This window comes from Corynebacterium comes (assembly GCF_009734405.1).
Classification (GTDB): domain Bacteria; phylum Actinomycetota; class Actinomycetes; order Mycobacteriales; family Mycobacteriaceae; genus Corynebacterium; species Corynebacterium comes.
Map to the genome: position 1 here is coordinate 2,051,952 of NZ_CP046453.1, position 26,549 is coordinate 2,078,500.

The following is a 26,549-nucleotide window of genomic DNA, read 5'->3' on the forward strand; positions in this document are numbered from 1 at the left end:
GGGGTGTGATGGGGTTGATCAGCGGACGGTCTTGCGCAGCCACATGGAGACGCCCTCGACCAGCAGCACAACGGCGATCATCAGCAGCAGGATGGTGGTGACCACCTCGAACTGGTTGATCCGCGAGGCGTTGAGGAGGAGGAAGCCGATGCCGCCTGCGCCGACGACTCCGAGCAGCGTCGCCGAACGGATGTTGGTGTCCAGCAGGTACATCGTGTGAGCGACAAACGCCGGGGCCGCCTGGCGCATGGTGGCGGAGAAGAAGATCTGTGCCTCCGAGGCGCCCGCGGTACGGAGGGCGGTCTGTACCTCGACGTCCGTCTCCTCCAGCGAATCGGCGACGAGCTTGGACAGCAGTCCGACCGCTCCGACGGCAAGTGCGAGGGTTCCGGCGACGCCGCCGAGGCCGGTGATGACCACGAAGATGATGGCCAGGATCAGCTCGGGGATACCGCGGATGACCACGATGAACGTCCGGAAGAAGCCGTGGACGTAGGGGTTGGCCACCACGTTGCGGGCGGCCAGGACACCGATGGGGATCGCCAGAACGGCGCCCAGCACGGTGGCGGCCAGGGCGATCTGGACCGTCACCAGGAGCTGCTCCAGGAGCAGGGGGAACGATCCTCCGGTGGAGGGCGGCAGGAACAGGCCGACGGTCTGGGGCAGGTCGAGGATGCCCTGCCCCAGGGTGGACCAGGTGACGTCGACCCGGTAGAGGGAGGCGACCGTGAGCACCGCGATCAGGAGGAACGCGCCGAAACGGCGGATTCGGGCCGTGGTCCACGGGGGCGTGAGCCGCAGGTCCGGGCCGCCAGCTGAGTCCCGACCCCGGTTGAGGAGCCTGTCCACCCAGGTTCCACCGACGACGGTGCCGCCGGAGCTGCTCATGATGGCCGCCCGGATGCCGCCCGAGATCAGCTCGATGACGATGCACAGGACGAGCACGATGACAGCCAACGCCATACCCCGCTGGTAGTCGAGGACGCGGAGGGATTCGGAGATCGCCAGGCCGATGCCGCCCACGCCGACGTAACCCAGCAGCACCGAGGTGCGCAGGTTGATGTCGAAACGGTGGAGGGCGGTGGCGATCATCTGGGGCAGGAGCACCTGCGGGATGGCCGCGGTGATCTGCTGGCGGCGGGTGCCGCCGATGGACTCGATGGACTCCCGGGGGCCGTCGTCAAGCTCTTCGACGGCATCCGCGTAGAGCTTGGCCACCATGCCCACCGAGTGGATGCCCAGTGCCAGGATGCCGGCGGTGGCGCCGAGGCCGAACATGCGCAGGAAGATGATGGCGAGCACAAGGTCGGGGATGGCCCGGGCCAGCACGATCAGCGCGCGTGCCGTCCATTGTGCGCCGGCGCCACGGGAGGTGGGCCGGGCCGCGGCGAGCGCCACCGGAATGGACAACGCCACGGACAGGGCGGTGGCCAGGAAGACGATGGCCAGGGTCTCGACGATGAGGGAGACGGTCTCGCCCGGCGGTGGGAAGTCGAGGGGGAAGATGCGGCGGGCGAAATTGACGGCGTTGCCGAAGGAATCGACGATCGTGCCGGGACTGATGCCCAGGTCGTGGATCGACCAGGCTCCGGCCACGAAGAGTGCCGCCATGACGACGCCGGCGGCGATGTTGTTGGCCGAGGGTGCCGGGCCCGGGGGCAGGGGGATCTCCCGTGGCTGTGCGGTGAGCTGTGTCATGCCGTCACCACTGCCCTTCGCCGGGGGGCCCGTCCACGGAGGCTGCACGGTCGAGGACACCGTCGGGGTCGGCCAGGCCCGAGACGCTGTCGTAGATCCGGGAGGCCTCCCCCACGGTCAGGCCGGCGGTCTGCTGGTTCAGCACGAGACGGCCGCTGCGCAGACCGATGATGCGGTCGGCGAAGTCGATGGCCAGCTGCACCTGGTGGAGGGAGGCGATGACGGTCAGGCCGTCCTCCCTGGAGATCTGGGTGAGCAACGCGATGACCTCTCCGGCGGAGACCGGATCGAGGGAGGCGACGGGCTCGTCGGCAAGCAGGATCCGGGGGTTCTGCATGAGTGCGCGGGCGATGGCGACGCGCTGCTGCTGACCGCCGGAGAGGGTGTCAGCGCGTTGGTAGGCGCGGTCGGCCAGGCCGACGCGCTCCAGCTTCTCCATCGCTTCCCGACGCACGCTCTTCGGGTACATCATCAGGCTGAGGCGCGGGCCCCGGAGGGAACCGAGCCGGCCGGTGCAGACGTTCTCGAGCACGGTCATGGGGCCGATGAGGTTGAAGTTCTGGAAGATCACCCCGATGTCGCGGCGGAGGGCGCGCAGCTGCTTTCCCTTGAGCTGCGGAACGTCCTCACCCAGCGCCCGGACCGACCCGCTGGTGGGCCTGTGGAGTCCGTTGATGTGGCGGAGAAGCGTGGACTTGCCTGATCCGGAGAGACCGAGCAGGACGGTGATTCCGCCGTGGGGGAAGCCGACGGTGACGTCGTCGAGGCCGAGGACCCCGTCGCCGAAATCCTTGGTGAGGTTGTCGATCTGGACGGCGTAGATCTCGTCGATCTCCCGCTGGAAGGCCCGGGGCTGGTGGTCTTTCATGTGGTTCCGCCTTATCCGACGTTCTTGCAGGCGTCTGCGTCGGTCTGCTCGCAGATCTCGCGGATGGGGTTGAAGTCCGCGTCGCTGACCGGGACGTAGCCGTAGCCGGTCTCCTCCGGAAGCACACAGTCCTCCTCGGAGGAGCAGATCCCGGCCTCGACGAGGGCGGGCTTGTTGCCCTTCTCCCGGAGAACCGAGGTGATCTTGTCGGCGAGTTCCGGGTCAAGGGTGCCGCGGTTGACTGCGATCGGGTCCTCGGTGATCGGGTCAGACTCCCAGACCGGGCGCAGGGCGCCCTCCTCGACCTGTCCGGTCCGCTCGAGAGTGGTCAGCATCGTGTTGTGGGCGAAGGCGGCGTCGCAGCCCTCGGTGTCGAGGGTGAGCAGGGAGGCGTCGTGGCCACCGGCCATCACCGGGGTGAGGTCGGAGTCGAGGTCGAGGTCGACGTCGAGGAGGCCCTTCATCGGTACGAGGTAGCCGGAGGTGGATGCCTGATCGACGAAGCAGACGGTCTTGCCGCGGAGATCCTCGATGCCCCGGATGTCGGAGTCCTGTCGGACATAGGCGAGGGAGGTGTAGGCGGGGGCCTCATCGACGTCGTTGGTCGGGGCGACGACCGGCTCCATGTCCACGCCGGAGTCGCGGGCGATGACATAGGAGAAGGGGCCGAAGGAGGCCACGTCGACCTGGCCGGCGCGCATTCCCTCGATGACGGCGGCGTAGTCCGAGGCATTCTGGAACTCGACCTTGACGCCGGTCTCCTGCTCGATCAGTGCGGTGATGTTGCCGAAGGAGGATTCGAGGGTGGAGGAGGATTCGGCGGGGACGGCGGCAAAGGTGATGGTCTCACCCGAGCTGTCGGAGCCACAGGCGGCCAGGGTGGTGGCGGCCAGGGCGACGGTGGCGGCGGTGATGCCGGCGCGGAACAGAATGCGGCTCATGATCGGGGCCTTCCGGGATGTGAGAGGGGTGTGCTGCCCGCAGGGCGGGGCCCCGCATGCCGCGGGTGCAGATTCATTCTGGGGCCGAATAGACAACTTGTCTAATCGAGTGGGAATTGTTCATATACAAGCAACCTGGCGGTTGCCTCGTGGTCAGAATCCCGCCACATTTCCACCATTGAGAGCCAGTTCGGCGATTCCGAAAGACAAGGTCATGCCGATGCCGGAGGTGACCACCACGACGGTGGTGCGCCCATCCGGCCGCTCCAGAACAAGGTTGGTGTCCGCACTGTCCGCGTACTGCCCCAGCCAGCGCTGAAGCACCACCGGCGCCCCGATCCCCAGCAGGCGGCCCGCCCGGCCCAGGAGGAGCGAGGCGATGGACTCGTCGATGAAGGGCTCCGGACTCAGCGAATAGGCATGGGAATCGCCGACGAGCAGACCTCGACCGATGCCGGTGACCATGAGGTTGGCGATGCAGCCGACCAGCTCAGGCTCACGCTCACGCAGCTCCGCCCGAAGTGCCGCCACGGACGGCATCGCAGTGAAGCCGTCGTAGCGGGTCAGGGAGGTGCCGGTGAGCATGCCCAGCCCGGCCGGAATACGGGCCGGGCGCTCGATCAGGCTCATCGCGAGGGTGCAGACACGGACCCCATGGCGTTCCGCCATCTCCGGGAACAGGCCCATGAGCCGGTACCCGGGGCAGACGACCACCTGTGACGCCGCGAAGGGGCCGCGCACCGTGTCGACCACACCGTCTGCCACCGCCGTGACCTGTGTGTTCCACTCGAAGTCGACCCCGTTGCCGGCCAACCACCCGGCCAGGGCGGGCGCAGCTTCCCGCGGGTCCACCCGGACGTCGCGCGGGAGGTGGGCACCACCCACCGGCGCCAGCCCGGGGTTGCCGACGCCAGCGGCCACCTCCGCACCGCTGAGCAGGGTCACCTGTCCGGCACCGCGGTGGTCCGCGAACTCCCTCAGCACCTGCAACTCCACCTCTGTCATCGCGGGAATGTAGGTACCGGATTCCGCGGCCCAGAAGCCGACGGCCTGCGCGGCGCGGAGCCAGCCGGCCCGGGAGTCCTCGGCCACCCCCTGGATGATGTCGGCCTGGCCGGTGAAACAGGCGTGGCCGAAGTTCTGGATGGAGGAGCCGACGGGACGGTCGGCGCTGTCGATGACGCGGACGGACATGCCCTTCTCGCGGGCAGTGAAAGCGGTGGCCAGGCCGAGGATGCCGGCACCGACGACGATGAGATCAGTGGAGGTGGTCATGGGTCGATCATGGCACCTGTTCACCACTTCACCCAACCTACCTATACAAGTTAAGCTGTTGTTCACCAACTGTTTCCACAGTGAGGGGGTCCGGCGCTATCAATATGCGCTCAACCGCCCCATCTCCCCCAATTTCTCCTAGACTGCTCAGAAGAGATCGGAAAGAACCGACCGGCATGTGCCATCTTGTTCAGAGAAGTCCCCTGTCCTTCAAGGAAGTAAGAGAGGTACCCGAGGTGCAGCAGTACGAGCAGATTGCGTCCCATCTGCGCAATTTGATCCGCGAGGGGATTCTCGAACCCGGCGACCCGCTCCCCTCCGAGGCTGAGCTGTGCGCCGCCTTCGACTCCGCCCGCGGCACGGTCCGGCAGGCCGTGGCCCTGCTCCGCTCCGAGGGAATCATCTCCTCCGGACAGGGCCGGCGCTCACGCGTGCTGGACAACGTCCCCAGCCAGTCCTTCGACGACATCTTCTCCTTCAGCCAGTGGTGCCTCAACTCCGGCATACAGCCTGGCCAGGAGACCCAGTGGGTGACCAAGAGACCCGCCGACGCCGCGCTCGCCGCCGCCCTGGAGATCCCGGACCGCGCCCCGGTGGTCTCCGTGTTCCGGCTCCGGCTCATGGACGGGCAGCCGGCCATGGTGGAACGTCTGAATTACCCCCTGGACACCGGACAGCACGTCCTCAACTTCGACACGGACTCCGGGTCGATCTACCAGCACCTCATCGACAGTGGCGTGGACATTGACACGGCGACCCGCACCATCGACGCGATCGGCGCCGACGCCGAGGATGCCGCACTCCTCGGGGTGCCCGAGGGCACTCCCCTCCTCCGGGTCCGCCGACGGGCCTTCACCACCGACGGCACCCCGATTGAATCCTCTGATGACCGTTATCTGCATTCCAAGGCGAGTTTCACCATCAACTCCACCCGGAACTCCCCCTCCGCGCTGTCGATGATCTCGGGCTGACCCGGCGTATCTGGTCCCCTGCCGTCCCCCGGGGAACTAACCTCTGCAGATATGACCCTTCGACGCGCGGCCGCGCTGATCACCGTCTTGGCGGGTGTCGCGCTCACCGCCTGTTCCGCCGGCTCCACCGCCACCCAGGTCGGTCGCGTCGCCGGACAGGGCTCCGTGGTCGTGGGCACCACCGCCGTGCCGGCCTCCCTGGACTTCACCACCACCGGCGGCGCAGCGATCCCCCAGGCGCTGATGGGCAACATCTATGAGGGCCTCGTGCGTATCGACGCCGCCGGGGACATCGTCCCCCTCCTCGCCACCTCGTGGGAGGTCTCCGAGAACGCCACCGAGTACATCTTCCGGCTGCGCGAGGGCGTGACCTTCTCGGACGGATCGCCCTTCAACGCGGAGTCTGCCAAGTTCAGCGTCGAGTACGTCCAGGAATCCTGGTCCAACGGGCTCAAGGCGCAGATGGACGTGGTGGAGTCCGCGGAGGTCCTCGACGAGCACACGCTGAAGGTGGTGCTGGCGCATCCCTCGCAGCGGTGGCTGTGGTCGATGGGCACGCTGACCGGGGCGATGATGACCCCGACGGGCGTCGATGAGCTGGCGACCACCCCGGTCGGCACCGGCCCCTACGAGCTGCGGCGTTTCGCCGTCGGCGAGTCCGTCTCCTTCTCCGTCCGCGAGAACTACTGGGGTGAGCCCGCCAACCGGAACGCGGCGATCCGCTACTTCTCGGACGCGACCTCCGCGGTCAACGCGCTGCGCTCCGGGGACATCGACGTGGTGTGGGCGATGCAGGCCCCCGAGCTGCTGGACACCCTGCCGGAGGATTATGACGTCCGGGTGGGCACCACCAACGGCGAGGTGCTCGTCTCCATGAACAACAACCGCGCCCCCTTCGACGACCCCCGGGTGCGCCGGGCGGTGACCCACGCCGTGGACCGCGAGGCCGTCAACCAGGTGGTCTGGGAGGGCCTGGCCGTCGACACCGGTGGCGCTCCCGTCCCCCCGACCGATCCCTGGTTCACCGGGGACAACTACGCCCCCTTCGACCCCGGCCTCTCCCGCGAGCTGCTCGCCGACGCCGGCTTCACCGCGGACAATCCCCCGGAGATCGCCATCTCCGTGCCCTCGCTCCCCTATGCGCAGAACATCTCGGAGCTGCTGTACTCGCAGCTGCGCGAGGTCGGTTTCGAGGTACGCCTGAACACCGTGGAGTTCCCGGCCGTGTGGCTGGCGGAGGTGATGTCGGCGAAGAACTACGACATGTCGATCATCGCCCACGTGGAGGCCCGGGACATTCCGGCCCTGTTCGGCAACCCGGCCTACTACCTGGGCTACGACAACCAGCAGGTCCGCGATGACCTGCTCGCCGCCGACACCGCCGTCACCGTTGTGGAACAGTCGGAACACATGGAGCAGGCGGTGGCCACCATCATGTCGGAGGCCGGCGCGCTGACCGTGTTCAATCTGCCCAACATCGTCGTCACCGCACCGGGCGTCACCGGCGTGAACCCGACGGTGGTCACCGACGCCCTCGAACTGGCGGGAATGGAGAAGCAGTGATCGCCCGCACGATTCTCAGACTGGGGATGAGGTTCCTGCTCTCCCTGCTGCTCGCCTCAGTGGTGATCTTCCTGCTGCTGCGCACCATCCCCGGCGACCCGGCGCGAGTGGCGCTCGGTGTCACGGCCACAGACGAGGCGGTCGCGCAGCTGGCCACCCGGCTGGGTACGGACCGTCCGCTGCCCGTGCAGTACCTCGACTGGGTTGGCGGGCTGCTCACCGGCGACTTCGGTATCTCGCTGGCATCCCGGCAGGACATCACCCCGCTGGTGGTCGACCGGGCGCAGGTCTCGCTGATCCTGTGCGGCGTGGCGATGGTCCTCTCGCTGCTCATCGCCGTGCCCATGGGCATGTGGGCGGCGCGTCGCGACGACCGCGTCGACGGCGTCCTCATCTCCGGGTTCTCGCAGATCGGCATCGCCGTCCCCTCCTTCCTGGCCGGCATCCTCCTGGTCACCGTCTTCGCGGTGCACCTCGGCTGGGTCCCCGCCAGCGGCTGGATCCCGCCGGGTGAGGACTTCGGCGGTTTCCTGCAGCGCCTCATCCTGCCCGTCATTGCGCTCACTCTGGTGCAGGCGGCGATCCTCACCCGCTACGTGCGCTCGGCGATCCTGGAGATCATGGACCGTGACTTCATCAGGACGGCGAGGTCCACGGGGTCGTCGACAAGCGAGGCGCTGTGGCGCCACGGACTGCGCAACGCCGCAGTGCCGGTGCTCACCGTGACGGGGCTGCAGCTGACGAGCCTGGTGGTCGGCGCGGTCGTCATCGAGCGCGTTTTCCTGCTTCCCGGACTGGGTTCGATGCTGCTGGATTCGGTGGCCCGGCGCGATCTGACGACGGTGCAGACCATCGTCATGCTGCTGGTCGTGTTCACGCTGACGGTCAACCTCATCGTCGATCTGACCTACCGGATCGTCGATCCGCGGATCAGGAGGAGCGCATGAGAAGGCTGCCCGTCTCCGGCTGGATCGGGGCGATCATCGTCGGCGTCACCGTGCTCCTGGCGCTGGTGTCCCTGGTGTGGACGCCCTACGACCCGGTCCACGCCATGCCCTATGACCGGCTGCTCGGTTCCTCGCCCGAACACCTCATGGGCACCGACCGCTACGGACGCGACGTGTTCTCCCGCATCATGGCCGGCGCCCAGATCACACTCTTCGTCGGCCTGGTGGCGGTCGGGATCTCCTCGCTCATCGGCGTGCCCTTCGGCATCCTCGCCGGCATGCGCCGCAGCTGGGCGGAGACCCTGATCATGCGTGGCGCGGACCTCATGCTCGCCTTCCCTGCCCTGCTCCTGGCGATCATCACCGGCGCGGTCTTCGGGCCGTCCACCCTCACCGCGATGGTGGCCATCGGCATCGCCGGCATCCCCGGCTTCGCCCGTGTGGCCCGCGCCGGCACCCTCCAGGTGATGACGGAGGACTACATCGCCTCCGCCCGCGTCTCCCGCGTGCCGGGCCTGATCATCGCGGGACGACACGTCCTGCCCAACATCGCTGGAGTGATCATCGTGCAGGCCTCCGTCGCCTTCGCCCTGGCGATCCTCGCCGAGGCGGCCCTGAGCTTCCTCGGCCTGGGGACCTCTCCGCCCGACCCGTCGTGGGGCCGGATGCTCCAGTCCGCGCAGGCGTCGCTGGGTTCCGCACCCCAGCTGGCACTGTGGCCGGGCCTGGCCATCGCCTTCACCGTCCTCGGCTTCAACCTTCTCGGTGACGGCCTCCGCGACGTCCTGGATCCCCGGAGGAGCCGACGATGACACCCGTACTTGAGGTGAAGGATCTGCGCGTCGGCGAGGGCCTGCTCGACGGCATCCACCTCACCGTCCACCCGGGCGAACGCGTCGGCCTGATCGGCGAATCCGGTTCCGGCAAGTCCATGACGGCGCTGTCCATCATGGGTCTGCTCCCCCGCGGACTGGCGGCCGAAGGCTCGGTGAAGATCGCGGGCCGGGAGACCGTCGGGCTCCCCGACCGCCGCATGCGGACCCTGCGCGGGCAGGTGGTGTCCATGGTGTTCCAGGAACCCATGACCGCGCTCGACCCCCTGATGACCGTGGGCCGGCAGGTCGCCGAGGCCGCCGGCCGCACGGACGTCGGCGACCTGTTCACCCAGGTCGCACTCGACCCCGCCCGCATGAACGCCTACCCGCACGAACTCTCCGGCGGGCAGCGCCAACGCGTGCTCATAGCCATGGCTCTGGCCAACGAGCCGGACCTGCTCATCTGCGACGAACCCACCACCGCCCTCGACGTCACCGTGCAGGACCAGATCCTCGACCTTCTCGACGACCTCGTCGACCGTCTCGGCGTCTCCCTGCTCTTCATCACCCATGACCTGGGCGTGATCAACCGCATGTGCCGGCGGGTGCTGGTCATGTCCGCCGGTCAGGTCGTCGAGGAGGGCGAGACCCGACAGGTCCTCACCGCCCCCGTGCACCCCTACACACAACGACTCGTCGCGGCGTCCCTGCCCGGCGCACCCGCGAAGGTGCGCGGGGTGGGCACCCCGGTGCTGACCCTGGAGAACGTCACCCGGCGGTACGGCACCACCCTCGCACTCGATCACGTGTCCCTGGTCGTCCGCCGCGGCGAACGCCTCGGCGTGGTGGGGGGTTCCGGTTCCGGGAAGACGACGTTGCTGCGCCAGTTCGCCGGGCTGGACGTCCCCGACGCGGGCACGGTGACCGTCGACGCGGGTGTCCAGGTGGTCTTCCAGGATCCGCAGAGCTCGCTGAACCCCCGGCTCCGCATCGGCAGGTCCGTCGCCGAGGGGATGCGCCGCCCGGATCAGGTCCGGGTGGCGGAGGTCCTCGCAGAGGTCGGACTGCCGGAGGACACGGCCGGGCGCTTCCCCCACCAGTTCTCCGGTGGCCAGCGCCAGCGCATCTCCATCGCGCGTGCGGTGGCGGGCAAGCCCGAGATCCTGCTTGCCGACGAGCCCGTCTCCGCCCTCGACGTCTCCGTCCGCGCCCAGGTGCTTGACCTGCTCGACCGTCTGGTCGACGAGTACGGTCTGACGCTGGTGTTCATCTCCCACGACCTGTCCGTGGTGCGCCAGGTCTGCAGCACCGTCGCCGTGATGCACCAGGGCCGGATCGTCGAACACGGCCCCACCGAGCAGGTGTGGGCCAACCCGCAGCACGAGTACACCCGCTCTCTGCTGGCCGCCATCCCGCGGCTCTGATCAGCAGCGGTGCTCAACCCAGGCGGATGCGCTCCAGGACCTCGTAGCGGGGTCCGGCGGAGCGGCCCTCACCCATCCGGGACTCCATGAGCACCAGCTCGTCACAGAGGAACCCCGGGCCCTCGTAGACCACCAGTGCATGCACCAGGTCTGCCACCAACCAGCGCTCACGGCTGCGGGCGACCGTCAGGTGCGGCTTCTGCGGGGGTGGCGGATTGTCCAGGTCAATGACGGTGTCCACCATGAGGGCCTTGAGCGGTGTGACCTCGCCGCCCACGCCCATCCACAGGGTGCGGTTGCCGAAGGAACCTGCCCCGCGCAGATTGAGGCGCAGCGGGCCGGAGGCGCCCGCCGCCTGGGCGAGGTGCTCCGTCAGGTCGGTGTGGTCATTGGGCTGGTCACCGTAGAAGCACAGGGTGATGTGCCAGTTGTCCGGGTCCGTCCACCTCAGGCCCTGCGGGTGCTGCTCCCGGAAGGGTCGCAGTGCGTGGACGAGGTGCTCGCGGGTGTCGTCGGAAAGCAGCAGTGCGGAGAAGAGTCTCTTCATCTGGCCAGGTTACCGGGCCAGGTTACCGGGTGACGTCGAAATTCCTGGCGCGGTCGACGTGGAGATGGACGGTGTCTCCGACGGCCGCTCCCAGGTCGACCAGGAAGCGGGTGATCGAGCCGACGCTCACCTCGACCTCATCCATCATCGCGGCCTGTGGGCCGAGGCGGGAGGACAGGGAACGGTGTCCGTGACGGTGCAGCTGGATCAACGCGCCGAGAGCCCGGGGGACGGCGACGGCGGCGTCGGCGAACATCTCCTCGGTGACCGTCACCGGCAGCGACCAGCAGCCCTCGCCGGCGGGCGCGAGGGCGGGGTCGAGCTGCGGGAACCACGTCGACGGGCTGGGAGGCTCCACGCGACGGACGTGCCCGTCGATGATCTGGAAATCGCCGGACCCGGCCACGGTACGCACAGCCGCACGGTCGAAGGGGGCCGAGTCGAGCATGGGCTGCAGATGGGTGCGGCCGGCCTCAAGTTCGGAGGCGATCCAGTCCGGGATGAGTAGGCGTGGCATACCCATGGACGCTACCGGGGTTCGTGGCGTCCGGCAGGTCGGACGCTTGTCATTGCCCAAGACCGGGCAACTATTCCTTCGGCTCGATCTTGTTGACCACCGCGCCGAGTCCTTTCGCCGCCGTCCGCCGACCCGTGTTGATTGCTTCGGCACCACGGTCACGGAAATGCCCGAAGGCATCCTTGAATCCCGCATGGTTCGCCAGCTCCCAATCTTCGTTCTGTGCCTCGCGGTAGAGGAGGAACTGCTCCACGACCTCAGCCAGGGCCTTCCGGTTGGTGTCCAACGATCGACGGGTAAACAGGTCGAACCCCTCCGAGGGATGCAGGACGGCAGCCTGGTTGAGTACCCGTCGGAACTCCTCCGCCAGTTTCGTGTCCAGGCTGAGGTTCTCTTCCAGAATCCGGCTGATGCTGGATACCGTCTGCTCCACTGCCTCCGGTTCCCGGTCATACACCCTCTCAAGCCGAATCCGCTGGTAGAGCGCCAGAGACTCCTGGGCGGTAACCAGAAGTTTCAATAGGTCGCCCACCCGCCCCGTGTCGACCAGTCGCTTGAGCACCTTGGCGCGCACACGAGGGACATCATCAACGGACAGAGTCTCCATCTGAGCCACTAGGTAACAACGGAGCTTTTCAGTGCCCACCTCAAGAATGGGCCCCTGGGATGCTACTGCCTCCCAGTCAGTCGACGTCAGTCGATGGCCTTCGTGCAAATCAGTGGACATACGGCGGAGAATACGGTGACGCCCGTACACGTCTCCGAGACGCTCCGCATCAGCCGCCCGCAGCAGCTCGTCGACTCCTTCCTTTACCTCATCGAGAGCCTCCCGGATCTCCCCGAGCTCCTGGCTCACCGCCTGAATAGCAGCCTGCACCACAATCATCTGAGGTCCACCGGCGAGCTTGGCAAACTGCGTCGGATCCACCGGGGTGTTTGAGGTGAAACGACCGTTCGCCCCGCGGGTCATCAGCCGTAGCTCGGCGTTTGCCCCTCCAACCCCAGGACGCTGCAGGAAGGAAGCGGCAGGTTGAGCCGCCCCTGGGAGCAGATCATTGACAAGTGCCAGAACCCGATTCTCGGGTTGCCTTATCCGGGTGATCCGGCCGACGCCCGCCGACGCCTGCCAGCCCTCCAGCGCAGAAGAGGACCCAATGGCAAGGATTCCCTCAGCCCCCTCCACCAGGATCAGATCCGTGCCGGCGTCAGCGTCTTGAGTCATGTGCAACATCCTACTGGGGGCCGACGGCACGAATGGATCCGGGACCCGTCTATGACCTGAGCTACTTGACGCACGCCATATGTCATACTTAACATGTGTGAAAGCCGGGAATGCAAACGATTGCACACTCCGGAAGGAGTCCAGAGAACATGAACCCCTCCCCCGCCACGCTCAAGGATGTCGCCGCCGCGGCCGGTGTGTCCGTGTCCACCGCCTCCCGGGCACTGGCCGGCAATCCTGTGATCACCGAGCAGACGAGCGAACGGGTCCGGCAGTGCGCGGAGGAACTCAATTACCGCCCCAACGCGCAGGCCAGGGCCCTGCGCAGCTCGCGCACCCATGTCATCGGGGTGACCATCCCCAGCCTGGTCAACCCGTTCTTCGCCACCATGGCCCAGGTCATCCAGCAGGAGGCGACCGCTCGGGGACTGTCCACCATCATCTCCTCGACCGCCGAGGACCCGGGGCAGCTCAACGCCTCGCTGGACGTGCTGGCGACCCAACGCGTCGACGGCATCCTCGCGGTGCCCTACAACGGATCCGAAGCCAGCTTCGAGCGCCTGCGCAAGGCACGCATCCCCGTGGTCCTGCTGGACCGGGAACTCCCCGCCACCGGGCTGAGCACCGTCGCGTCAGACCCCCGCCCGGGCATGGACGCCGCCGTCGCCCACCTCCTCGCGAACGGTCACCGCCACATCGGCTACCTGTCCGGTCCGATGACCACCTCCACGGGCGTGAGCAGGCTCGCGGCCTTCCAGGCGGCGTGTGAACGACACGGCGTGGAGAAGCGGGAGATCTACCGCGGCGGATACGAGCGGGCGGACGGACACGCAGGCACCCTCACCCTGCTCGATCGCGGGGTCGAGGCGATCATCGCCGGTGACACCATGATGTCGGTCGGCGCGCTCGAGGCATGCCACGCGCGCAAGGTGATCATCGGCCGGGACCTCGCCTTCATCGGATACGACGACAACGTGACCCTGCGCCTGCAGGCCTCGCCGGTGAGCGTCATCGACCAGGACGTCGCCACGCTGGGAAGAACCGGGCTCAGGCTGCTCGTGGACCTGATGTCCGGAGCCTCCCCACCCACCACCGTCACCACCCCCACGACACTGATCATCCGACCCTCCAGCGATTTCATCCGACCAGCAGATGAGGTACGAACATGAGCGACGCCCAGCCCCACCCCGACACGCCGACCCCGGTGGACATCGTCGTCGTCGGTTCCATCAACGCCGACCTCACCGTCCGGGTGGCCCGCCACCCCAGCCCCGGGGAGACTCTCCTCGGTTCCGGCGGGGTAATCACCCCGGGCGGAAAGGGCGCGAACCAGGCGGTCGCCGCCGCCCTGCAGGGTGGCTCGGTGGCCATGGTCGGGGCGGTGGGGGCCGACGCCCACGCGGATCCCGCCACCGAACTCCTCCGCTCCTCCGGGGTGGACCTGTCCGGCGTGGCCACCGTCGAGGAGACGACCGGCCTGGCGGTGATCACCGTCTCCGATGGCGGCGAGAACACCATCGTCGTCGTCCCCGGCGCCAACGCCACCGTCACCGCGGAATTCGTGGAGGAGCGCGCTCCGCTCATCCGCTCCGCCCGGGCGGTCCTGCTGCAGGGTGAGATCCCCGCCGAGGGCTTCGCCGCGGCCGCCCGCCTGAGCACCGGCCGCATGGTGGTCAACCTGGCGCCGGTGATCGAGGTCGACCGGCAGGCGCTGCTCGCCGCCGACCCGATCATGGCCAACGAGCACGAGGCCGGCCTGATCCTCGAGCAGCTCGGCGCGGGCATCAGCTCAGACGTCCCCGAGGAGCTCGTCTCCGCGCTTCTCGACGCCGGCTTCCCCTCCGTCGTCCTCACCCTCGGCGCCCATGGCGCGCTGGTCGGTGACGCCACCGGGCTCACGAGGATCCCGACACCACGCATCTCGGCCGTGGACACCGTCGGATCGGGTGACGCCTTCGCCGGCGCCTTCGTGGCACGCCTCGTCGCCGGGGACGACCTGGTCACCGCTTCCCGCCACGCCGCCCGGGTGGGCGCTTTCGCGGCCACCGGCCACGGCGCCCAGACGTCCTACCCGGGCCCAGACGACCAGCTGCCGGAAGTGTGACGGCCACTCGAATCCCAGGGCTCGGCCGAAAGCACAAGTGCCCCGCGCCATCCCGGCGCGGGGCACTCCTTGTGTCAGGGCTGGAAGTTCCAGCTCTTATCCTCCGAAAACCTGGGTGAGAATACCCGGGTAGAGGATGCGTTCCTCGGAGACCTCGAAGATCCCCAGTTCGTGTGACAATCGGTCGAACTCGGTGACCTCAGCCGTTGACAGGGCCACATGCTCACGGTTCTCCGGCAGCTTCATGCTTCTCACCGTACCTCACGGTCGACTCGATACCAGTGGCCCAACCTTAGCCCACCGGAGCTGAAACTAGGAGACGGGCATCTTCTCCGGCTCCGGCTCAGAGCCTGCCTTGACGGGCGCCTTCTCCTCCGGCAGGGGGAACCTGCGGGCGACGGAGGCGTAGACCGCGCCGGTGATGTTGTGCAGGACCGCGGCGACGGCGCCCGGGAGTGCGGCCTCCGGGCTGAAGAACTTCGCGGACATGCCGGAGGCCAGACCGGCGGACTGGGTGCCCACCTCAACCGCCATGGTGCGGTTGGCGGATTCGGGCATCCGGAACAACCTGCCGGTGAAGTAGCCGAGGGCGTACCCGAACACGTTGTGCAGGAGCACCGCGACGAAGACGATCAGGCCGACGGAGACGAGCCGCTCGGCGTTGTTGGCCACGGCCGGGAAGACGACGCCGCCGATGCCGAGGATGGAGATCCACGGCAGAACGGGAGTGATCAGGGCGATCCACTTGTCCGCGAAGTAGCGGATCGCCAGACCGCCGATGACCGGCAGCAGAACGGTCTGGACGAGGGTCAGTGCCATGCCGGCGCCGTCGACGTCGGTACGGGTGTTGGCGAGCGTCAGCATGAGCATCGGGGTGACGATCGGCGAGAGCAGGGTCGACACCGAGGTCATCGCCACGGACAGCGCGACGTCCCCCTTGGCCAGGTAGGTGATGACGTTGGAGGAGGTGCCGCCCGGGACGGAGCCGAGCATGAGCAGGCCGACGGCCAGCGCCTCGTTGAGGCCGAGCAGCCGCGCCACGAGGATGGCGCCGACCGGCATGACGACGAACTGCGCCACCACGCCCAGCAGGATCGGCCACGGGCGTCGGGCGATCTCCTGGAAGTCCGGCAGAGTCAGGGTCAGTCCCATGGCGAACATGATGATCATCAGGAAGTACGTGATGTAGTTCGAGAGCGGCTGGAACGGTGCCGGGAAGAAGAAGGCGAGGGCGGTGCCGACGAGAATGAAGAGAGGGAACGCGGTGACCGCAATCGCGGCGGAGCGGTCCTCCTTCGATCGGGAGGGGGTGGTCATGACGACTCCTTGAGTGAGACTGCTTTATTCACATGGGAGGGGCGTACAGGGGTGGGCACGGCCCGGTGCTTGGCCGGTAGGCTCCCCGGCAGCTTAGATCACACCTTGAGCGGGGAGATCACTCAGGTCTCATGTGCGCACCATGCCGTGGAGTCGTCGGAAGATGTCTGCGCCGTCGACCCGCAACCCGTCGTGCTGATGATCCGCCGTCTGCCACACGCGCATGTCGCGGAAGACGTCGGCCGTGGCCAGCGAGAGCTCACGGGGCACGAAGATGTCGTCCCGGTAGACCGCCGCCGCGCACACCGCCGGCGAACTGCTTATCGACGCCGCGTCGTACAACCCCTCCCACTCCCTCGCCGCGAGTGTCTCCGCGCTCGGCTGGAAGGCGTGCAGCGCCGGGTCCTCCTCGAACTGCCAGGGGTAGACGTGTTCGCCGGTGAGGTAGAAGCGTGTGTCGTGGACCGGGTCCAGGTTCTCCTCGAATCCCGCGGATTCCTCACGGACGCAGTGGGCCGACCAGGCGGTGGGCCCGGGGCCGACGCCGCCGTAGATCGTCTCGTGGATGGCGGTGTAGAGGGGGGCTGCCTCGGAGGACAGGCGGGAGGAGAGCTCCGCGAGGGTGTCACCCCGCAGGCGCTTTTCGCCGCGGACGTGGTGGAAGGGGGCGTCGAGAAGCGCGGCGAGGGTCTCGAAGCCCGCGGCCCGGCCCAGCTCGACGCCGATGGTGCGGAAGCGCCGTGAGCTCAGGTGCTCCCCCGTGGGGAGACGCTCGTCGGCGTTGTTGAGGTGGTGGCAGATCTCGCGGATGCGGGACTCGGCGAAGGGCACGAGGTCATAGAAGGCACGGTGCCGCTCCCCCAGCTTCCGGTAGGTGGCGCGGTACGTCTCGTCTGCGTGGTTGTCGATGCCGGGCAGACCGCCCGTGAAGTACGCGTACCGGATCGATTCGGGGTGGCGCGACAGGTACGTGGTGGCGCAGAAGCCGCCGAAGGACTGGCCCAGCACGTCCCAGCGTCCGATGCCCAGGGCCCGACGCAGATCCTCGGCGTCGGCCACGATGTGGTCGGCGCGCAGCAGGGCGAGATGGGCGGCGTCGAGAAGCTCCGGATCGGCGAAGCGGTCGAGCCGGGTGGAACGGCCGGTGCCGCGCTGATCGAGGAGGAACACGCGGTGATCGGTGAGCGCCTCCGCGAGCCACCCGTCGAGGGTGGTGGGGCGCGGGGCGGCGTATCCGGGGCCGCCCTGGAGGAAGAGCAGCGGCGGGAGCGCATCGTCCGGGGAGAGCTCGCGGACGAACACCTCGAGGCTCTCCCCCGGGTTCGCCCGGTCCCAGGGCACGGTGAGGGTGTGGTCCCGGACGGTGACGCCGTGGATGGTGCGCGAGGTGGTGGCCAACATTCCGACCACTCTAGTGGTTAACCTGGGAAGGCATGGACAACCTGTTGACCGCCGGACGCATGCGCATGAGCCCCTCCGGAGCCCACCTGATCAGCACAGACACCGACCACGGCGAGTTGCTGTACCTCTCCTCCACCACCGGCTCCGGCGAAGGAACCGCCATCCGCGGCGGCGTCCCCGTCATCGCGCCCTGGTTCGCCGACCTCCTCGGCCTCTCCCCCCGGCACGGCTGGGCACGCACCTCCACGTGGCAGGTCACCGCCGAGGGGAGCAGCTTCCGGGCCGAGGTGGCCCACGGGGGCATCCGCCTCCGGCTCCATGTCCGCGAGCTCGACCACGGCGTCCGGCTCGAATTGACCTGCCACAACGAGTCGCAGGAGGAGCGGAGGATCCAGCTGGCCTTCCACCCCTACTTCCGGGTCAGCCACGTGGCCTCGGTCGCGGTGTCCGGCCTGGAGGGAGTCTCGGCTCTGGACCGTGTCACCGGTGAGCGGAGCACCCGGTCCGGGGAGGTGACCGTGTCCGGCGAGTTCGACCGGATCTTCCTGTCCTCGCGGGAGGTCTCGATCCGCGACGTGGACCGGGTGATCACCGTGGCGGCCGAAGGCGCCGACTCCACCATCGTGTGGAACCCGGGCGACAAAGCCGCCGCCGACATGAGTGATGTCGGCGACGGCGAGTGGTCGGATTTCCTGTGCGTGGAGCCCGCGCTGCTCGGTCCGGATCTCTCCGGAGTGCACCTGGGGCCCGCCGAGGAGCGGCGCCTGGTCATGACCGTGACCGTGCGCGCGGCCCGCGGCGAAGCGGGTTAGTTCTTGCGGATGCTGATCTGCCAGCCGGCGTCGCCGGTCTGCTGGAAATCAGTGACCTCGTGGCCGTTGTCGGCGGCCCAGCGCGGGATGGTCTCCGTGCCCTGGGTGCAGTCGAAGTCGATGACCAGTTCCTCGCCGACGTCCAGGGTGTCGATGACGTCCTTCGCCTCGATCAGCGGGAAGGGGCACACCGCACCGAGGGTGTCCAGTGCGTAGCGGCCCTGGCCCAGCGGGCGTGCCTTCCGGGTCTTCTCCGGAGCGGTCTTCAGCGCAACCGCGCCGACGGCGACCGCGAAAGCCGGGGCGATGACCTTGTCCTCGGCGGAGGTCGGGGCCTGGCCCAGGGACTCTTCGGTGGAGTAGGTGCCGGCCTGGACCGGAGCGACGGAGGGCTTGAGCCACAGCTTGGCGCCGACGCCGACGCCGATCGCGATGAACAGCAGGGCGATCCAGCCCTGGTAGCTGAACAGGGCGGTCTGGACCATGCCGTTGCCGACGGTGCAGCCACCGGCCAGGGCAGCGCCGACGCCCATCATGGCGCCACCCGCGACGGAGCGGAGGGCGGTGGTGGCGTCAGGCACCCGGATGCGGAACTCGCCGGAGGCCTTGGCCGCGACGAAGGCGCCGATGAACAGGCCGAGGACGAGCATGACTCCCCAGTCGACCTTGGCGCCGTCGCCGGTGACGATGAAGTTGGCGATGTTGCCGGTCGGGCCGGTGATGCCCAGGCCGGAGTTGCGGCCGGCGGCGGCGGACAGCGGCCAGGCGATGACACCGATCAGACCGACCAGTGCACCTGCGGTGTAGATGTGCAGCGGACGACGCCAACGGGGACCGTTGAGCTTGGCAACCTTCGGCTGCGCGGCCTCCTTGGCCAGGAAGTGGCGGGCAGCCAGCGCGGTGCCGATCGCCAGCGGGATGGCGAAGAACCACGGGGAGACGCCGAAGGTGGCGGGCAGGGTGGTCAGCGAGGTGTCGTAGGACTTCACGCCGGTGTTGAGCCAGTTGAGGGCGCCGGTCTGCATCGCGGAGGCGGACAGCGCGTAGAAGATGAGCGCGATCCAGGAGCCCACCAGGCCCTCAGCCGAGCGGAACCAGGTACCGGAGGCGCAACCACCTGCGAGGATGATGCCCAGCCCGAAGATGAAGCCACCACCGATGACGGCGAGCGGGGCGAAGTTGCTGTAGGTGGGGGCGATGACCCCGGCGCTGGTCAGAGCCGCGATGCCAACGGCGTGCACCGAGATGACGATGAGCAGCGCGACGAAGCTGCGCCACGTCTTCTGGAGGAAGATGTCGCGGAGCATGCCCGTGACACAGAACCGCCCGCGCTGCATGACGATGCCGAGGACTGCTCCCACGGCCAGACCGGTGAGGATCATGGATCCACCTTTCAGAAGGAGTTCATCTGTTGATGGTTCCTGAAGGTACACCATTGCGAACAGTTCTGTCTATTATTCACGTACCCTACGGTTCATTATCGAAGAGCACCTTCTCCACCGCGAGCTGACGCACCGGCTTCATCCCCCAGGCATCCAACCCCACATCGACCAACCCGTACCCGCTTCTCGGCTGCGGCGAATGCAGGTGGCCGTGGACGAGGAAATCCACGTCCAGACGCACCTCGTCATGGCGCGACGCCATCCCCGGATGATCCATGCCGGGTCGCGGGAAGTGGCAGAGGAAGACGTTCCTGCCCCGCCACCTCATCGCCTGGAAAGGCTGCACCGACTCGAACACCCCGAGAAACGCCCGCTGCATCCGGAACGACGAGCGATGGAGGGGATGGCACGAATCATGGTTGCCCGGCACGAGGTGCATCTCCAGGTGGGAGCCGTGCTCCCCGAGCAGGCTCAGGGCACGGCGCTCTTCCTCGGCCCCACCCCGCGACAGGTCCCCCAGCACCCACAACCTGTCCCCCGCGGGCAGGTCACGGATACCCCGGAGGACCCGCCTGTCATGGTCAGCCACCTCCAATCCACGCAGGCGGGCCACAGACTGGTGGCCGAGATGCAGGTCAGAGGTGAACCAGACGTCCATGCACCCCACCGTAGTGGCAGACGAAAAGATACGGGCCCTAACGCTCCCACACGCGGTGCGTGCGCAGCAGCGGGAGGAGCTGGTCCACGGCGTCGGCAAGCGAGGACACCGTGATCACGCCCGGGGCGGACGTGTCGACGCGGACGCCCTCGAGGCTCTCCGGGAGCACGATGGCCTTCTGGTGCCGGAACACCTCGGCCCGCATCACGTCGACCTCATAGCGCTCCGGCGTATCCACGACCACCACGGCGTCGAACTCGATGGAACGGGCCGTGTCGTAGGTGCGCGAGACCGGAACACCGCCCTTGGCTCCGCCGAGTGTGCCACCGTGCTCGCAGACGACCAGGGGCACCATACCCGCCCCGTCGATGGCGGCCACGAGCTCAGCCACCTGGTCCGCCGGGGTGTCGGCGGTGGTGAGAATACCGATCTGCCGACCGTCGACGGGCCATTCCTGACCGATCTGCGAGAGCGCAGGGCTCGGGGTGGCCTTGGCGAGCTTGACCTTCTCCGGCGCGGGCAGGCCCAGGTTCTTCGCCACCGTGGCTGCCAACTCCGTGTCGATCTGCGCCAGGGCGGACAACTGCCGGGTCTTGATGTTCTCCTCGTAGCACTTGCCCAGCTCGAAGGAGTAGGCCTCGGCCACGTGCCGCTGCTCGACCCCGGTCAACGAGAGGTAGAACAGGCGCGCCTGCGAGAAATGGTCGTCGAAGGTGGCGGACTGCTCACGGACGACGGCGGATTCGGGCAGGGGCACCGGGACGTCGATACGCGCGCCCTCCGTCGTCGGGAACGGGTTGGCGCCGTCCAGGGAGTTCGGATGGTACGGCGCCACGCCGACATGGCTGGCGTGCTGGTGGAAGCCGTCGCGGAGCATGTCGTTGACGGGCGAATGCGGGCGGTTGATCGGAATCTGGTTGAAGTTGGGGCCACCCAGACGGGTGAGCTGCGTGTCGATGTAGGAGAACAGTCGCCCCTGCAGCAGCGGATCGGCGGTCACGTCAATGCCGGGGGGCAGATGCCCCGGATGGAAAGCGACCTGTTCAGTCTGCTCGAAGAAGTTGGTCGGATTGGCCACCAGCGTCATCGTGCCGATGATGCGCACCGGCGCCAGCTCCTCCGGAACGAACTTGGTCGGGTCCAGCAGATCGATGCCCTCGAACATCTCCTCCTCGGTGTCCGGGAAGACCTGGACACCGAGATCCCACTGCGGGAAGGCGCCGGCCTCGATGGCGTCCGCCAGGTCGCGGCGGTGGAAATCCGGATCAACGCCGGCGGCGATCTGCGCCTCCTCCCAGACCAGGGAGTGCACACCGAGCTTCGGCTTCCAGTGGAACTTCACCAGGGTGGTCTCACCCTTGTCGTTGCTCAGCCGGAAGGTGTGGACGCCGAACCCCTCCATCATCCGATAGGAACGCGGGATGCCACGGTCCGACATGTTCCAGATGGTGTGGTGCTGAGCCTCGGTGTGCAGGGAGGCGAAGTCCCAGAAGGTGTCATGGGCACTCTGCGCCTGCGGGATCTCACGGTCCGGGTGCGGCTTGGCGGCATGCACGACGTCCGGGAACTTGATTCCGTCCTGGATGAAGAAGACCGGCATGTTGTTTCCCACCAGGTCCCAGATGCCTTCACCGGTGTAGAACTTCGTGGCGAAGCCGCGGGTGTCGCGCACCGTGTCGGCCGAACCACGGGAACCCAGCACGGTGGAGAAACGCACGAAGACCTCGGTCTCCCTGCCCTCCGCGAACACACCCGCGGAGCAGATGTCGCCGGCCGCCCCGTTTCCCACGAACACCCCGTGCGCACCGGCACCGCGGGCATGGACGACCCGCTCCGGAATGCGCTCATGATCGAAGTGGGTGATCTTCTCCCGCAGATGATGATCCTGCAGCAGAACCGGGCCACGCGGACCGGCCTTGAGCGACTTGTCCGTCTCCGGTACGCGTTGGCCGGTGGAGGTGGTCAGATACTCACCCTGCTGGGCCCGCGGGTTCGGGTCCGCATCCGCGCCGGGCTGGAACGGGCAACCGGTCGCGGTGACATTGGCCGGGGGGAGCTGATCATCCTTCGGTGGCAGCGGGGCCGCCGGGGTGGTCGGCTCCTCGAGACTCGGCGGCCGGGGGGCCGGGGCCCCGGGGATCACCGGCTGCTCGGACCGGGTTTTGCTGGGCTGGCGTTTCTTGGAGGTCATGAGTTGTCCTTGTCGGTCAGGGTCAGTCATGTCGTCTGCGTGGCGGCCACGCGCACCGGCTCCCAGCCGGTGCGGCCACGCTACTCCCCCACAGATAAGTTCGCCGTTATGGCAGCTGAGAGGGGTGAAACGCCCGGCGAGAGGCCGGCCAACTGTCGGACAAGAAGTGACCCAGGACACACCTCAGGCCAAGGATCAGCCCTCCGCGGCGATCTGCTCGAGCGCCCGGGCGAACACCTCGACCGGCTGCGCACCGGAGACGGCGAGCTTGCCGTCGAAGACGAAGAAGGGCACGCCCTGGACGCCGATCTGGCGGGCGAGCGCAATATCCGCCATGACCTCCCGGGAGTAGGCGGACTCATCTGCCAGGGTGGAATCGACGTCCTCGCGGGGCAGACCCACCTGGTCGGCGAAGGCGCGCAACTGCTCATGGTCGGCGATGTTCCTGCCGTCGGTGAAGTAACCGTGCTTGACCAGTTCGTCCCACTCGACGCCCTTGTCGTCCCGGCGCGCCAGGTGACCGAGACGGTGGGCGTCCATCGTGTTGACCATGAGGGATTCCCGCCAGTTGAACTCGAGCCCGACCTCCGCCGCGCGGGCCGCGAGCCCGTCGTTCATGGCGATGACCTGATCCTCGCCCATGCCCTTGACCCGCACCAGATAGTCGAGGGCGTTGCCGGCGGATTCCTTCGGGGCGTCCGGGTCGAGCTGGAAACTGCGCCAGACGATCTCGACGTCATCCTTCCCCTCGAAGTTCTCCAGGGCGAGGTTGAGGTGGCGCTCGCCGACGGTGCAGAAGGGGCAGACGTAGTCGGACCAGATATCGATTCTCATGTCAGGAACAACGCCGCCCAGCTCCCCGATGTTCCCCCCACATCTCAAAGCGGCAACATCCTTTACCCTGAAACACATCCCACGTAAACTGTGATTTCTACCACTGTTCCGGCAGGGAAGTGAAAGGAATCAGCAGTCGTGGATCTCAAGCAACGTGCAATAACTCAGCAGTTCACGGTGGAGCTCGTCCGCGCCATGCCGCAGCTCAGCATCCCCCAGGCAGTGTCTGCGGCCATGCAGCTGGCTGACTCCATGGACCTTCCCCGCGTCAGGGACTTCGGGGCGCTCGTCGGCCTGGTCAACGGACTCCAACTTCGTCCGGCCGCGGAGTGGGAGGCCTTCGGCTACGAGCCGACGGAGCGGGCCGTCGCGGTCCGGCTGGAAGTTCCCCACGAAGCGGCCGCCCCGACACCCGGAAAGGAGCACCTCCCGGAACGTGCCTGGGACGGACGCATCCGCTTCGAGGATCACTACCTTTCCGTCCACACCCGGCGGGTCCATCCACCGGGCATGCATCTGTGCGACTACCGGGATGCGGTGGGCGGCTGGCGCAAACGCCTGGGTTATGTCACGGAACCCACCCTGGCGTACGCCGAGTTCACGTCCGCCGCCGCGGAAAAGAAGATGCCCATGCGCCGGGTGGAGATGCTGGGCAACCTCTGGAAGATCGGGGCGGTGGCCACCTGGGAGAAGGACTGGGAGGGCGAGACGTCGTGGTGTTATGTCGATCAGCGCCCCTCCCCGGGTGAATCGCCTGATCCCATGCTCAACGATTCGGATGCGTGGTACCGCCTGCGGATCAACCCGGACGTCGGGCGGGACGTCATCGTGGAGATCGCGCGGTGCCTGGCGGAGATCCACCTGGGCTACGTGGAGAAGCTCTGGGGGCCGACGGTCGAGGGCGGCACGCAGCGCGGACCGGAGTCCGAGGCCGCCGCCTACATCGCCCTGGAGAGGCTGTGGATTCCACAGCGCAGCCGCCGGACGGACTGGTACCACCGTTATGTCGCGGGCGAGCCCATGCCCAATCAGTTCCGGTGGAGCGAGGTTTTCCGCGCCGCGGAAGCCGTCGAGGATCTGCTGCGTGGGGACACCGCGCCTGTCACCGCATAGACTGGAGGTCCGTCAACCGACACACAGTTAACTCAAGGAGCGGTGTCTGAGTGCAGCGCCACACCGCCGGTGAGCAGAATCTGGCGGTGAGCTTCGCGTTCATCGCCGGTTTCGTCGACTCCATCGGCTTCCTCTTCCTCGGGGGCGTGTTCCTGTCGTTCATGTCCGGCAACACCACCCGCATCGCCACCTCCGCCGTCGAGGGCAACGCCGACCTCGCGGTACTGGCCGGCTCGGCCGTCGCATTCTTCCTCCTCGGCGTGATGGAGGGCGCGCTGGTGCGTCGGCTGGCCAAACGCCGCGTCCGCCCGGATCGGGTGCGCGAGGTGGTGATGGTCAACATGTGCGTGCTCTTCTCCATCGCCTCACTGCTCGTGCTTCTCGACGCCCCGCGGATCGCCATCATCGTCGCCTCGTTGGGCATCGGCGCGATGAACTCCATCTTCGAGCGCGAGGGTGAGGTCTCCATCGCGCTCACCTACATGACGGGCACCCTGGTGAAGATGGGTCAGCGTTTCGTCGACGCCTTCTTCGGCGGCCCCCATTCCGCATGGCTGGGCCACCTGAAGATGTGGGCGGGTCTCACCCTCGGTGCGTTCACCGGAGCGGTCGTCTACGGCTACCTGGGGATCGCCTCACTCATCCCGGTCGCCCTGCTGACCTGGGCGATAACCGGGGTGGCGCTCCTCGTGCGCACGTACGGCCGCCGCCATGGAGCAGTGGTTAAAATTCAGGTTGATCCCAGCTGATGCTAAGTTTTTATTCATGCGTCAACTTTCCCGTCGTCTTCTCACCGCTGCCACTGCGGTAGCTCTCACCGTCCCCGCCGTGGCCCAGGCCCAGGCCATTCCGGCCGGTTCGGACAACGCCCTGCGTGACCTCGTGGTCACCACCAACTCGAGTCCGACCTCCTCGGGCTCTTCGTTGGGCGGGGCGCTCAGTTCCCTCTCACTCATCGGCTCCTCCGAGATACCGCTCGGCGGTCCGCTGCTCTCCAGCGATGACAGGTACCCGCTGGAGACCGATGAAACGATCACGGAAGCCGCGGTCGTCGACAAGAAGGTGGAGCGGCCGGCCGAGCGCGTCGAACGCTGGTACGTGACCTCCCCCTCGATGGCGCGGGTCGTCGAGGTCCAGATCAAGAAGGCCGCCGATCCGACCGCCCCTGCACCGATGATCTACCTGCTGGACGGCATCGGCGGATCCACCCCCAGCTCCGGCTGGATCAACAACGGTGCAGCCGAGCGGGTCTTCGGCAACGAGAACGTCACCCTCGTCATGCCCACCCACGCCGGTGCGTCCCTCTACTCCGATTGGCAGCAGGACGACCCCGCGCTCGGCAGGCACATGTGGGAGACATTCCTCACCGAGGAACTCCCGCCCCTTCTGGAGGCCGAATCCGAACTGAACTTCAACGGCCATCGCGGCATCGGCGGGCTGTCCATGGGCGCCATCGGCGCGGTCCACATCGCCAACACCAACCCCGCGCTCTTCGACGCCACCTTCGGCATCTCCGGCTGTTACTCCCCCACCGACAACGTCGGTCGGCAGATGGTGAACCTTGTCGTCGCCTCCCGGGGCGGGGACGTGGACAACATGTGGGGCCCCTACGGCTCTGAGGCGTGGGATGCCCATGACACCACCGCCAACCCGGAGGGCCTGCGCGACATGGCCGTCTACCTGTCGGCCGCCAACGGTGTGATCAGCGATGAGGACCGCGCCACCTACGACGACGACCCCTTCTTCAACATGGCGGCCGGCGCCACCCTCGAGCGAGGCGTCCTGCACTGCACGGAGCAGCTCGACCGGGCAATGCGCGAGCGCGGCATGACCCACCAGACGGTCGACTACAAGGACTCCGGCGTCCACAACTGGGCCAACTACAGCGAGCAGCTGCAGCCGGCCTGGGACGCGATCAGACACCGCCTGCTCTGAGCGATGTCGCGGGG

Annotated in this window: 25 protein-coding genes; 11 read left to right on the forward strand and 14 right to left on the reverse strand. The window is 67.6% G+C overall.

Annotated elements, in window-relative coordinates; genetic code table 11:
- Positions 1-18: 18 nt before the first annotated feature.
- From phnE to CETAM_RS09855, 4 genes are all read right to left on the reverse strand, one after another.
- Positions 19-1,611: a phosphonate ABC transporter, permease protein PhnE gene (gene phnE, locus CETAM_RS09840; RefSeq protein ID WP_231587655.1), complete on the reverse strand. Its 1,593-nt coding sequence runs from the start codon at positions 1,609-1,611 to the stop codon at positions 19-21.
- Between the two features lie 91 nt (positions 1,612-1,702).
- Entirely contained in the window at positions 1,703-2,566 is an 864-nt protein-coding gene (gene phnC, locus CETAM_RS09845; RefSeq protein ID WP_156228693.1) for a phosphonate ABC transporter ATP-binding protein, read from the reverse strand.
- Between the two features lie 11 nt (positions 2,567-2,577).
- Positions 2,578-3,507 carry a phosphate/phosphite/phosphonate ABC transporter substrate-binding protein gene (locus tag CETAM_RS09850; protein ID WP_156228694.1) on the reverse strand — a complete coding sequence of 310 codons (930 nt, stop codon included), beginning with the start codon at positions 3,505-3,507 and terminating at the stop codon, positions 2,578-2,580.
- 153 nt (positions 3,508-3,660) lie between these two features.
- Positions 3,661-4,782 carry a TIGR03364 family FAD-dependent oxidoreductase gene (locus CETAM_RS09855; protein ID WP_156228695.1) on the reverse strand — a complete coding sequence of 374 codons (1,122 nt, stop codon included), beginning with the start codon at positions 4,780-4,782 and terminating at the stop codon, positions 3,661-3,663.
- Between the two features lie 236 nt (positions 4,783-5,018).
- On the opposite strand from CETAM_RS09855, the gene CETAM_RS09860 reads away from it, so the two are divergent.
- From CETAM_RS09860 to CETAM_RS09880, 5 genes are read left to right on the forward strand one after another with little or no spacing between them, the layout of a single operon-like run.
- Positions 5,019-5,753 (forward strand): GntR family transcriptional regulator, encoded by a 735-nt coding sequence (locus tag CETAM_RS09860; protein WP_231587450.1) that lies wholly within the window; start codon positions 5,019-5,021, stop codon positions 5,751-5,753.
- A 51-nt stretch (positions 5,754-5,804) separates the two neighbouring features.
- Positions 5,805-7,316 (forward strand): ABC transporter substrate-binding protein, encoded by a 1,512-nt coding sequence (locus tag CETAM_RS09865; RefSeq protein WP_156228697.1) that lies wholly within the window; start codon positions 5,805-5,807, stop codon positions 7,314-7,316.
- Positions 7,313-8,263 carry an ABC transporter permease gene (locus tag CETAM_RS09870; protein ID WP_407923920.1) on the forward strand — a complete coding sequence of 317 codons (951 nt, stop codon included), beginning with the start codon at positions 7,313-7,315 and terminating at the stop codon, positions 8,261-8,263. The genes CETAM_RS09865 and CETAM_RS09870 overlap by 4 nt, the downstream gene beginning before the upstream one ends.
- A complete protein-coding gene (locus tag CETAM_RS09875; protein ID WP_156228699.1) occupies positions 8,260-9,075 on the forward strand; it encodes an ABC transporter permease in 816 nt (271 codons plus the stop codon). Before CETAM_RS09870 ends, CETAM_RS09875 begins: the two co-directional genes overlap by 4 nt.
- A complete protein-coding gene (locus tag CETAM_RS09880; protein WP_156228700.1) occupies positions 9,072-10,502 on the forward strand; it encodes an ATP-binding cassette domain-containing protein in 1,431 nt (476 codons plus the stop codon). Before CETAM_RS09875 ends, CETAM_RS09880 begins: the two co-directional genes overlap by 4 nt.
- 13 nt (positions 10,503-10,515) lie before the next feature.
- Here the strand turns inward: CETAM_RS09880 and thpR are convergent, their stop codons facing one another.
- The 3 genes from thpR to CETAM_RS09895 form a co-directional block, all read right to left on the reverse strand.
- Positions 10,516-11,049, reverse strand: a complete 534-nt coding sequence (gene thpR / locus CETAM_RS09885; RefSeq protein WP_156228701.1) for an RNA 2',3'-cyclic phosphodiesterase — start codon at positions 11,047-11,049, stop codon at positions 10,516-10,518.
- A gap of 22 nt (positions 11,050-11,071) precedes the next feature.
- Entirely contained in the window at positions 11,072-11,566 is a 495-nt protein-coding gene (locus CETAM_RS09890; RefSeq protein WP_156228702.1) for a hypothetical protein, read from the reverse strand.
- A gap of 70 nt (positions 11,567-11,636) precedes the next feature.
- Positions 11,637-12,788 (reverse strand): hypothetical protein, encoded by a 1,152-nt coding sequence (locus CETAM_RS09895; RefSeq protein WP_156228703.1) that lies wholly within the window; start codon positions 12,786-12,788, stop codon positions 11,637-11,639.
- A 149-nt stretch (positions 12,789-12,937) separates the two neighbouring features.
- On the opposite strand from CETAM_RS09895, the gene CETAM_RS09900 reads away from it, so the two are divergent.
- Positions 12,938-13,957 carry a LacI family DNA-binding transcriptional regulator gene (locus CETAM_RS09900; protein ID WP_156228704.1) on the forward strand — a complete coding sequence of 340 codons (1,020 nt, stop codon included), beginning with the start codon at positions 12,938-12,940 and terminating at the stop codon, positions 13,955-13,957.
- Complete coding sequence (locus tag CETAM_RS09905; protein WP_156228705.1) at positions 13,954-14,892, forward strand: ribokinase; 939 nt, start codon at positions 13,954-13,956, stop codon at positions 14,890-14,892. The genes CETAM_RS09900 and CETAM_RS09905 overlap by 4 nt, the downstream gene beginning before the upstream one ends.
- A gap of 96 nt (positions 14,893-14,988) precedes the next feature.
- Here CETAM_RS09905 and CETAM_RS09910 read toward each other — a convergent pair whose 3' ends face one another.
- The 3 genes from CETAM_RS09910 to CETAM_RS09920 all read right to left on the reverse strand — a co-directional run bounded on the left by CETAM_RS09910 (position 14,989) and on the right by CETAM_RS09920 (position 17,610).
- Entirely contained in the window at positions 14,989-15,138 is a 150-nt protein-coding gene (locus CETAM_RS09910; RefSeq protein WP_156228706.1) for a hypothetical protein, read from the reverse strand.
- Between the two features lie 66 nt (positions 15,139-15,204).
- Positions 15,205-16,209, reverse strand: coding sequence for a bile acid:sodium symporter family protein (locus CETAM_RS09915; protein ID WP_156228707.1), 1,005 nt, complete (start codon positions 16,207-16,209; stop codon positions 15,205-15,207).
- 129 nt (positions 16,210-16,338) lie between these two features.
- Positions 16,339-17,610: an alpha/beta fold hydrolase gene (locus tag CETAM_RS09920; protein WP_156228708.1), complete on the reverse strand. Its 1,272-nt coding sequence runs from the start codon at positions 17,608-17,610 to the stop codon at positions 16,339-16,341.
- Positions 17,611-17,642: 32 nt separating this feature from the next.
- On the opposite strand from CETAM_RS09920, the gene CETAM_RS09925 reads away from it, so the two are divergent.
- The gene (locus tag CETAM_RS09925; RefSeq protein WP_156228709.1) at positions 17,643-18,422 is read left to right on the forward strand and encodes an aldose epimerase family protein; all 780 of its coding nucleotides are present in this window, start codon (positions 17,643-17,645) and stop codon (positions 18,420-18,422) included.
- Here the strand turns inward: CETAM_RS09925 and CETAM_RS09930 are convergent.
- The 4 genes from CETAM_RS09930 to CETAM_RS09945 all read right to left on the reverse strand — a co-directional run bounded on the left by CETAM_RS09930 (position 18,419) and on the right by CETAM_RS09945 (position 23,487).
- A complete protein-coding gene (locus tag CETAM_RS09930) occupies positions 18,419-19,804 on the reverse strand; it encodes a YeeE/YedE thiosulfate transporter family protein (protein ID WP_156228710.1) in 1,386 nt (461 codons plus the stop codon). The genes CETAM_RS09925 and CETAM_RS09930 overlap by 4 nt on opposite strands.
- An 85-nt stretch (positions 19,805-19,889) precedes the next feature.
- On the reverse strand, positions 19,890-20,462 hold the full coding sequence (locus CETAM_RS09935; protein ID WP_156228711.1) for a metallophosphoesterase: 573 nt from the start codon (positions 20,460-20,462) through the stop codon (positions 19,890-19,892).
- 37 nt (positions 20,463-20,499) lie between these two features.
- Positions 20,500-22,653 carry a catalase gene (locus CETAM_RS09940; protein ID WP_156228712.1) on the reverse strand — a complete coding sequence of 718 codons (2,154 nt, stop codon included), beginning with the start codon at positions 22,651-22,653 and terminating at the stop codon, positions 20,500-20,502.
- A 195-nt stretch (positions 22,654-22,848) separates the two neighbouring features.
- Complete coding sequence (locus tag CETAM_RS09945) at positions 22,849-23,487, reverse strand: DsbA family oxidoreductase (protein ID WP_156228713.1); 639 nt, start codon at positions 23,485-23,487, stop codon at positions 22,849-22,851.
- 138 nt (positions 23,488-23,625) lie between these two features.
- On the opposite strand from CETAM_RS09945, the gene CETAM_RS09950 reads away from it, so the two are divergent.
- The 3 genes from CETAM_RS09950 to CETAM_RS09960 are packed head-to-tail and all read left to right on the forward strand — an operon-like array spanning position 23,626 to position 26,535.
- Complete coding sequence (locus CETAM_RS09950) at positions 23,626-24,600, forward strand: hypothetical protein (RefSeq protein ID WP_156228714.1); 975 nt, start codon at positions 23,626-23,628, stop codon at positions 24,598-24,600.
- 50 nt (positions 24,601-24,650) lie between these two features.
- Complete coding sequence (locus tag CETAM_RS09955; RefSeq protein WP_156228715.1) at positions 24,651-25,349, forward strand: YoaK family protein; 699 nt, start codon at positions 24,651-24,653, stop codon at positions 25,347-25,349.
- A gap of 16 nt (positions 25,350-25,365) precedes the next feature.
- A complete protein-coding gene (locus CETAM_RS09960) occupies positions 25,366-26,535 on the forward strand; it encodes an alpha/beta hydrolase (RefSeq protein ID WP_156228716.1) in 1,170 nt (389 codons plus the stop codon).
- The last annotated feature ends 14 nt before the right edge of the window (positions 26,536-26,549 follow it).

Bases quoted from the DNA above. Each gene is read 5' to 3' on its own strand.
- phnE (WP_231587655.1), bottom strand. From the start codon at position 1,611: ATGGCGGCACTCTTCGTGGCCGGAGCCTGGTCGATCCACGACCTGGGC.
- phnC (WP_156228693.1), bottom strand. From the start codon at position 2,566: ATGAAAGACCACCAGCCCCGGGCCTTCCAGCGGGAGATCGACGAGATC.
- CETAM_RS09850 (WP_156228694.1), bottom strand. From the start codon at position 3,507: ATGAGCCGCATTCTGTTCCGCGCCGGCATCACCGCCGCCACCGTCGCC.
- CETAM_RS09855 (WP_156228695.1), bottom strand. From the start codon at position 4,782: ATGACCACCTCCACTGATCTCATCGTCGTCGGTGCCGGCATCCTCGGC.
- CETAM_RS09865 (WP_156228697.1), top strand. From the start codon at position 5,805: ATGACCCTTCGACGCGCGGCCGCGCTGATCACCGTCTTGGCGGGTGTC.
- CETAM_RS09875 (WP_156228699.1), top strand. From the start codon at position 8,260: ATGAGAAGGCTGCCCGTCTCCGGCTGGATCGGGGCGATCATCGTCGGC.
- CETAM_RS09880 (WP_156228700.1), top strand. From the start codon at position 9,072: ATGACACCCGTACTTGAGGTGAAGGATCTGCGCGTCGGCGAGGGCCTG.
- thpR (WP_156228701.1), bottom strand. From the start codon at position 11,049: ATGAAGAGACTCTTCTCCGCACTGCTGCTTTCCGACGACACCCGCGAG.
- CETAM_RS09890 (WP_156228702.1), bottom strand. From the start codon at position 11,566: ATGCCACGCCTACTCATCCCGGACTGGATCGCCTCCGAACTTGAGGCC.
- CETAM_RS09895 (WP_156228703.1), bottom strand. From the start codon at position 12,788: ATGACTCAAGACGCTGACGCCGGCACGGATCTGATCCTGGTGGAGGGG.
- CETAM_RS09900 (WP_156228704.1), top strand. From the start codon at position 12,938: ATGAACCCCTCCCCCGCCACGCTCAAGGATGTCGCCGCCGCGGCCGGT.
- CETAM_RS09905 (WP_156228705.1), top strand. From the start codon at position 13,954: ATGAGCGACGCCCAGCCCCACCCCGACACGCCGACCCCGGTGGACATC.
- CETAM_RS09910 (WP_156228706.1), bottom strand. From the start codon at position 15,138: ATGAAGCTGCCGGAGAACCGTGAGCATGTGGCCCTGTCAACGGCTGAG.
- CETAM_RS09915 (WP_156228707.1), bottom strand. From the start codon at position 16,209: ATGACCACCCCCTCCCGATCGAAGGAGGACCGCTCCGCCGCGATTGCG.
- CETAM_RS09920 (WP_156228708.1), bottom strand. From the start codon at position 17,610: ATGTTGGCCACCACCTCGCGCACCATCCACGGCGTCACCGTCCGGGAC.
- CETAM_RS09925 (WP_156228709.1), top strand. From the start codon at position 17,643: ATGGACAACCTGTTGACCGCCGGACGCATGCGCATGAGCCCCTCCGGA.
- CETAM_RS09930 (WP_156228710.1), bottom strand. From the start codon at position 19,804: ATGATCCTCACCGGTCTGGCCGTGGGAGCAGTCCTCGGCATCGTCATG.
- CETAM_RS09935 (WP_156228711.1), bottom strand. From the start codon at position 20,462: ATGGACGTCTGGTTCACCTCTGACCTGCATCTCGGCCACCAGTCTGTG.
- CETAM_RS09940 (WP_156228712.1), bottom strand. From the start codon at position 22,653: ATGACCTCCAAGAAACGCCAGCCCAGCAAAACCCGGTCCGAGCAGCCG.
- CETAM_RS09945 (WP_156228713.1), bottom strand. From the start codon at position 23,487: ATGAGAATCGATATCTGGTCCGACTACGTCTGCCCCTTCTGCACCGTC.
- CETAM_RS09960 (WP_156228716.1), top strand. From the start codon at position 25,366: ATGCGTCAACTTTCCCGTCGTCTTCTCACCGCTGCCACTGCGGTAGCT.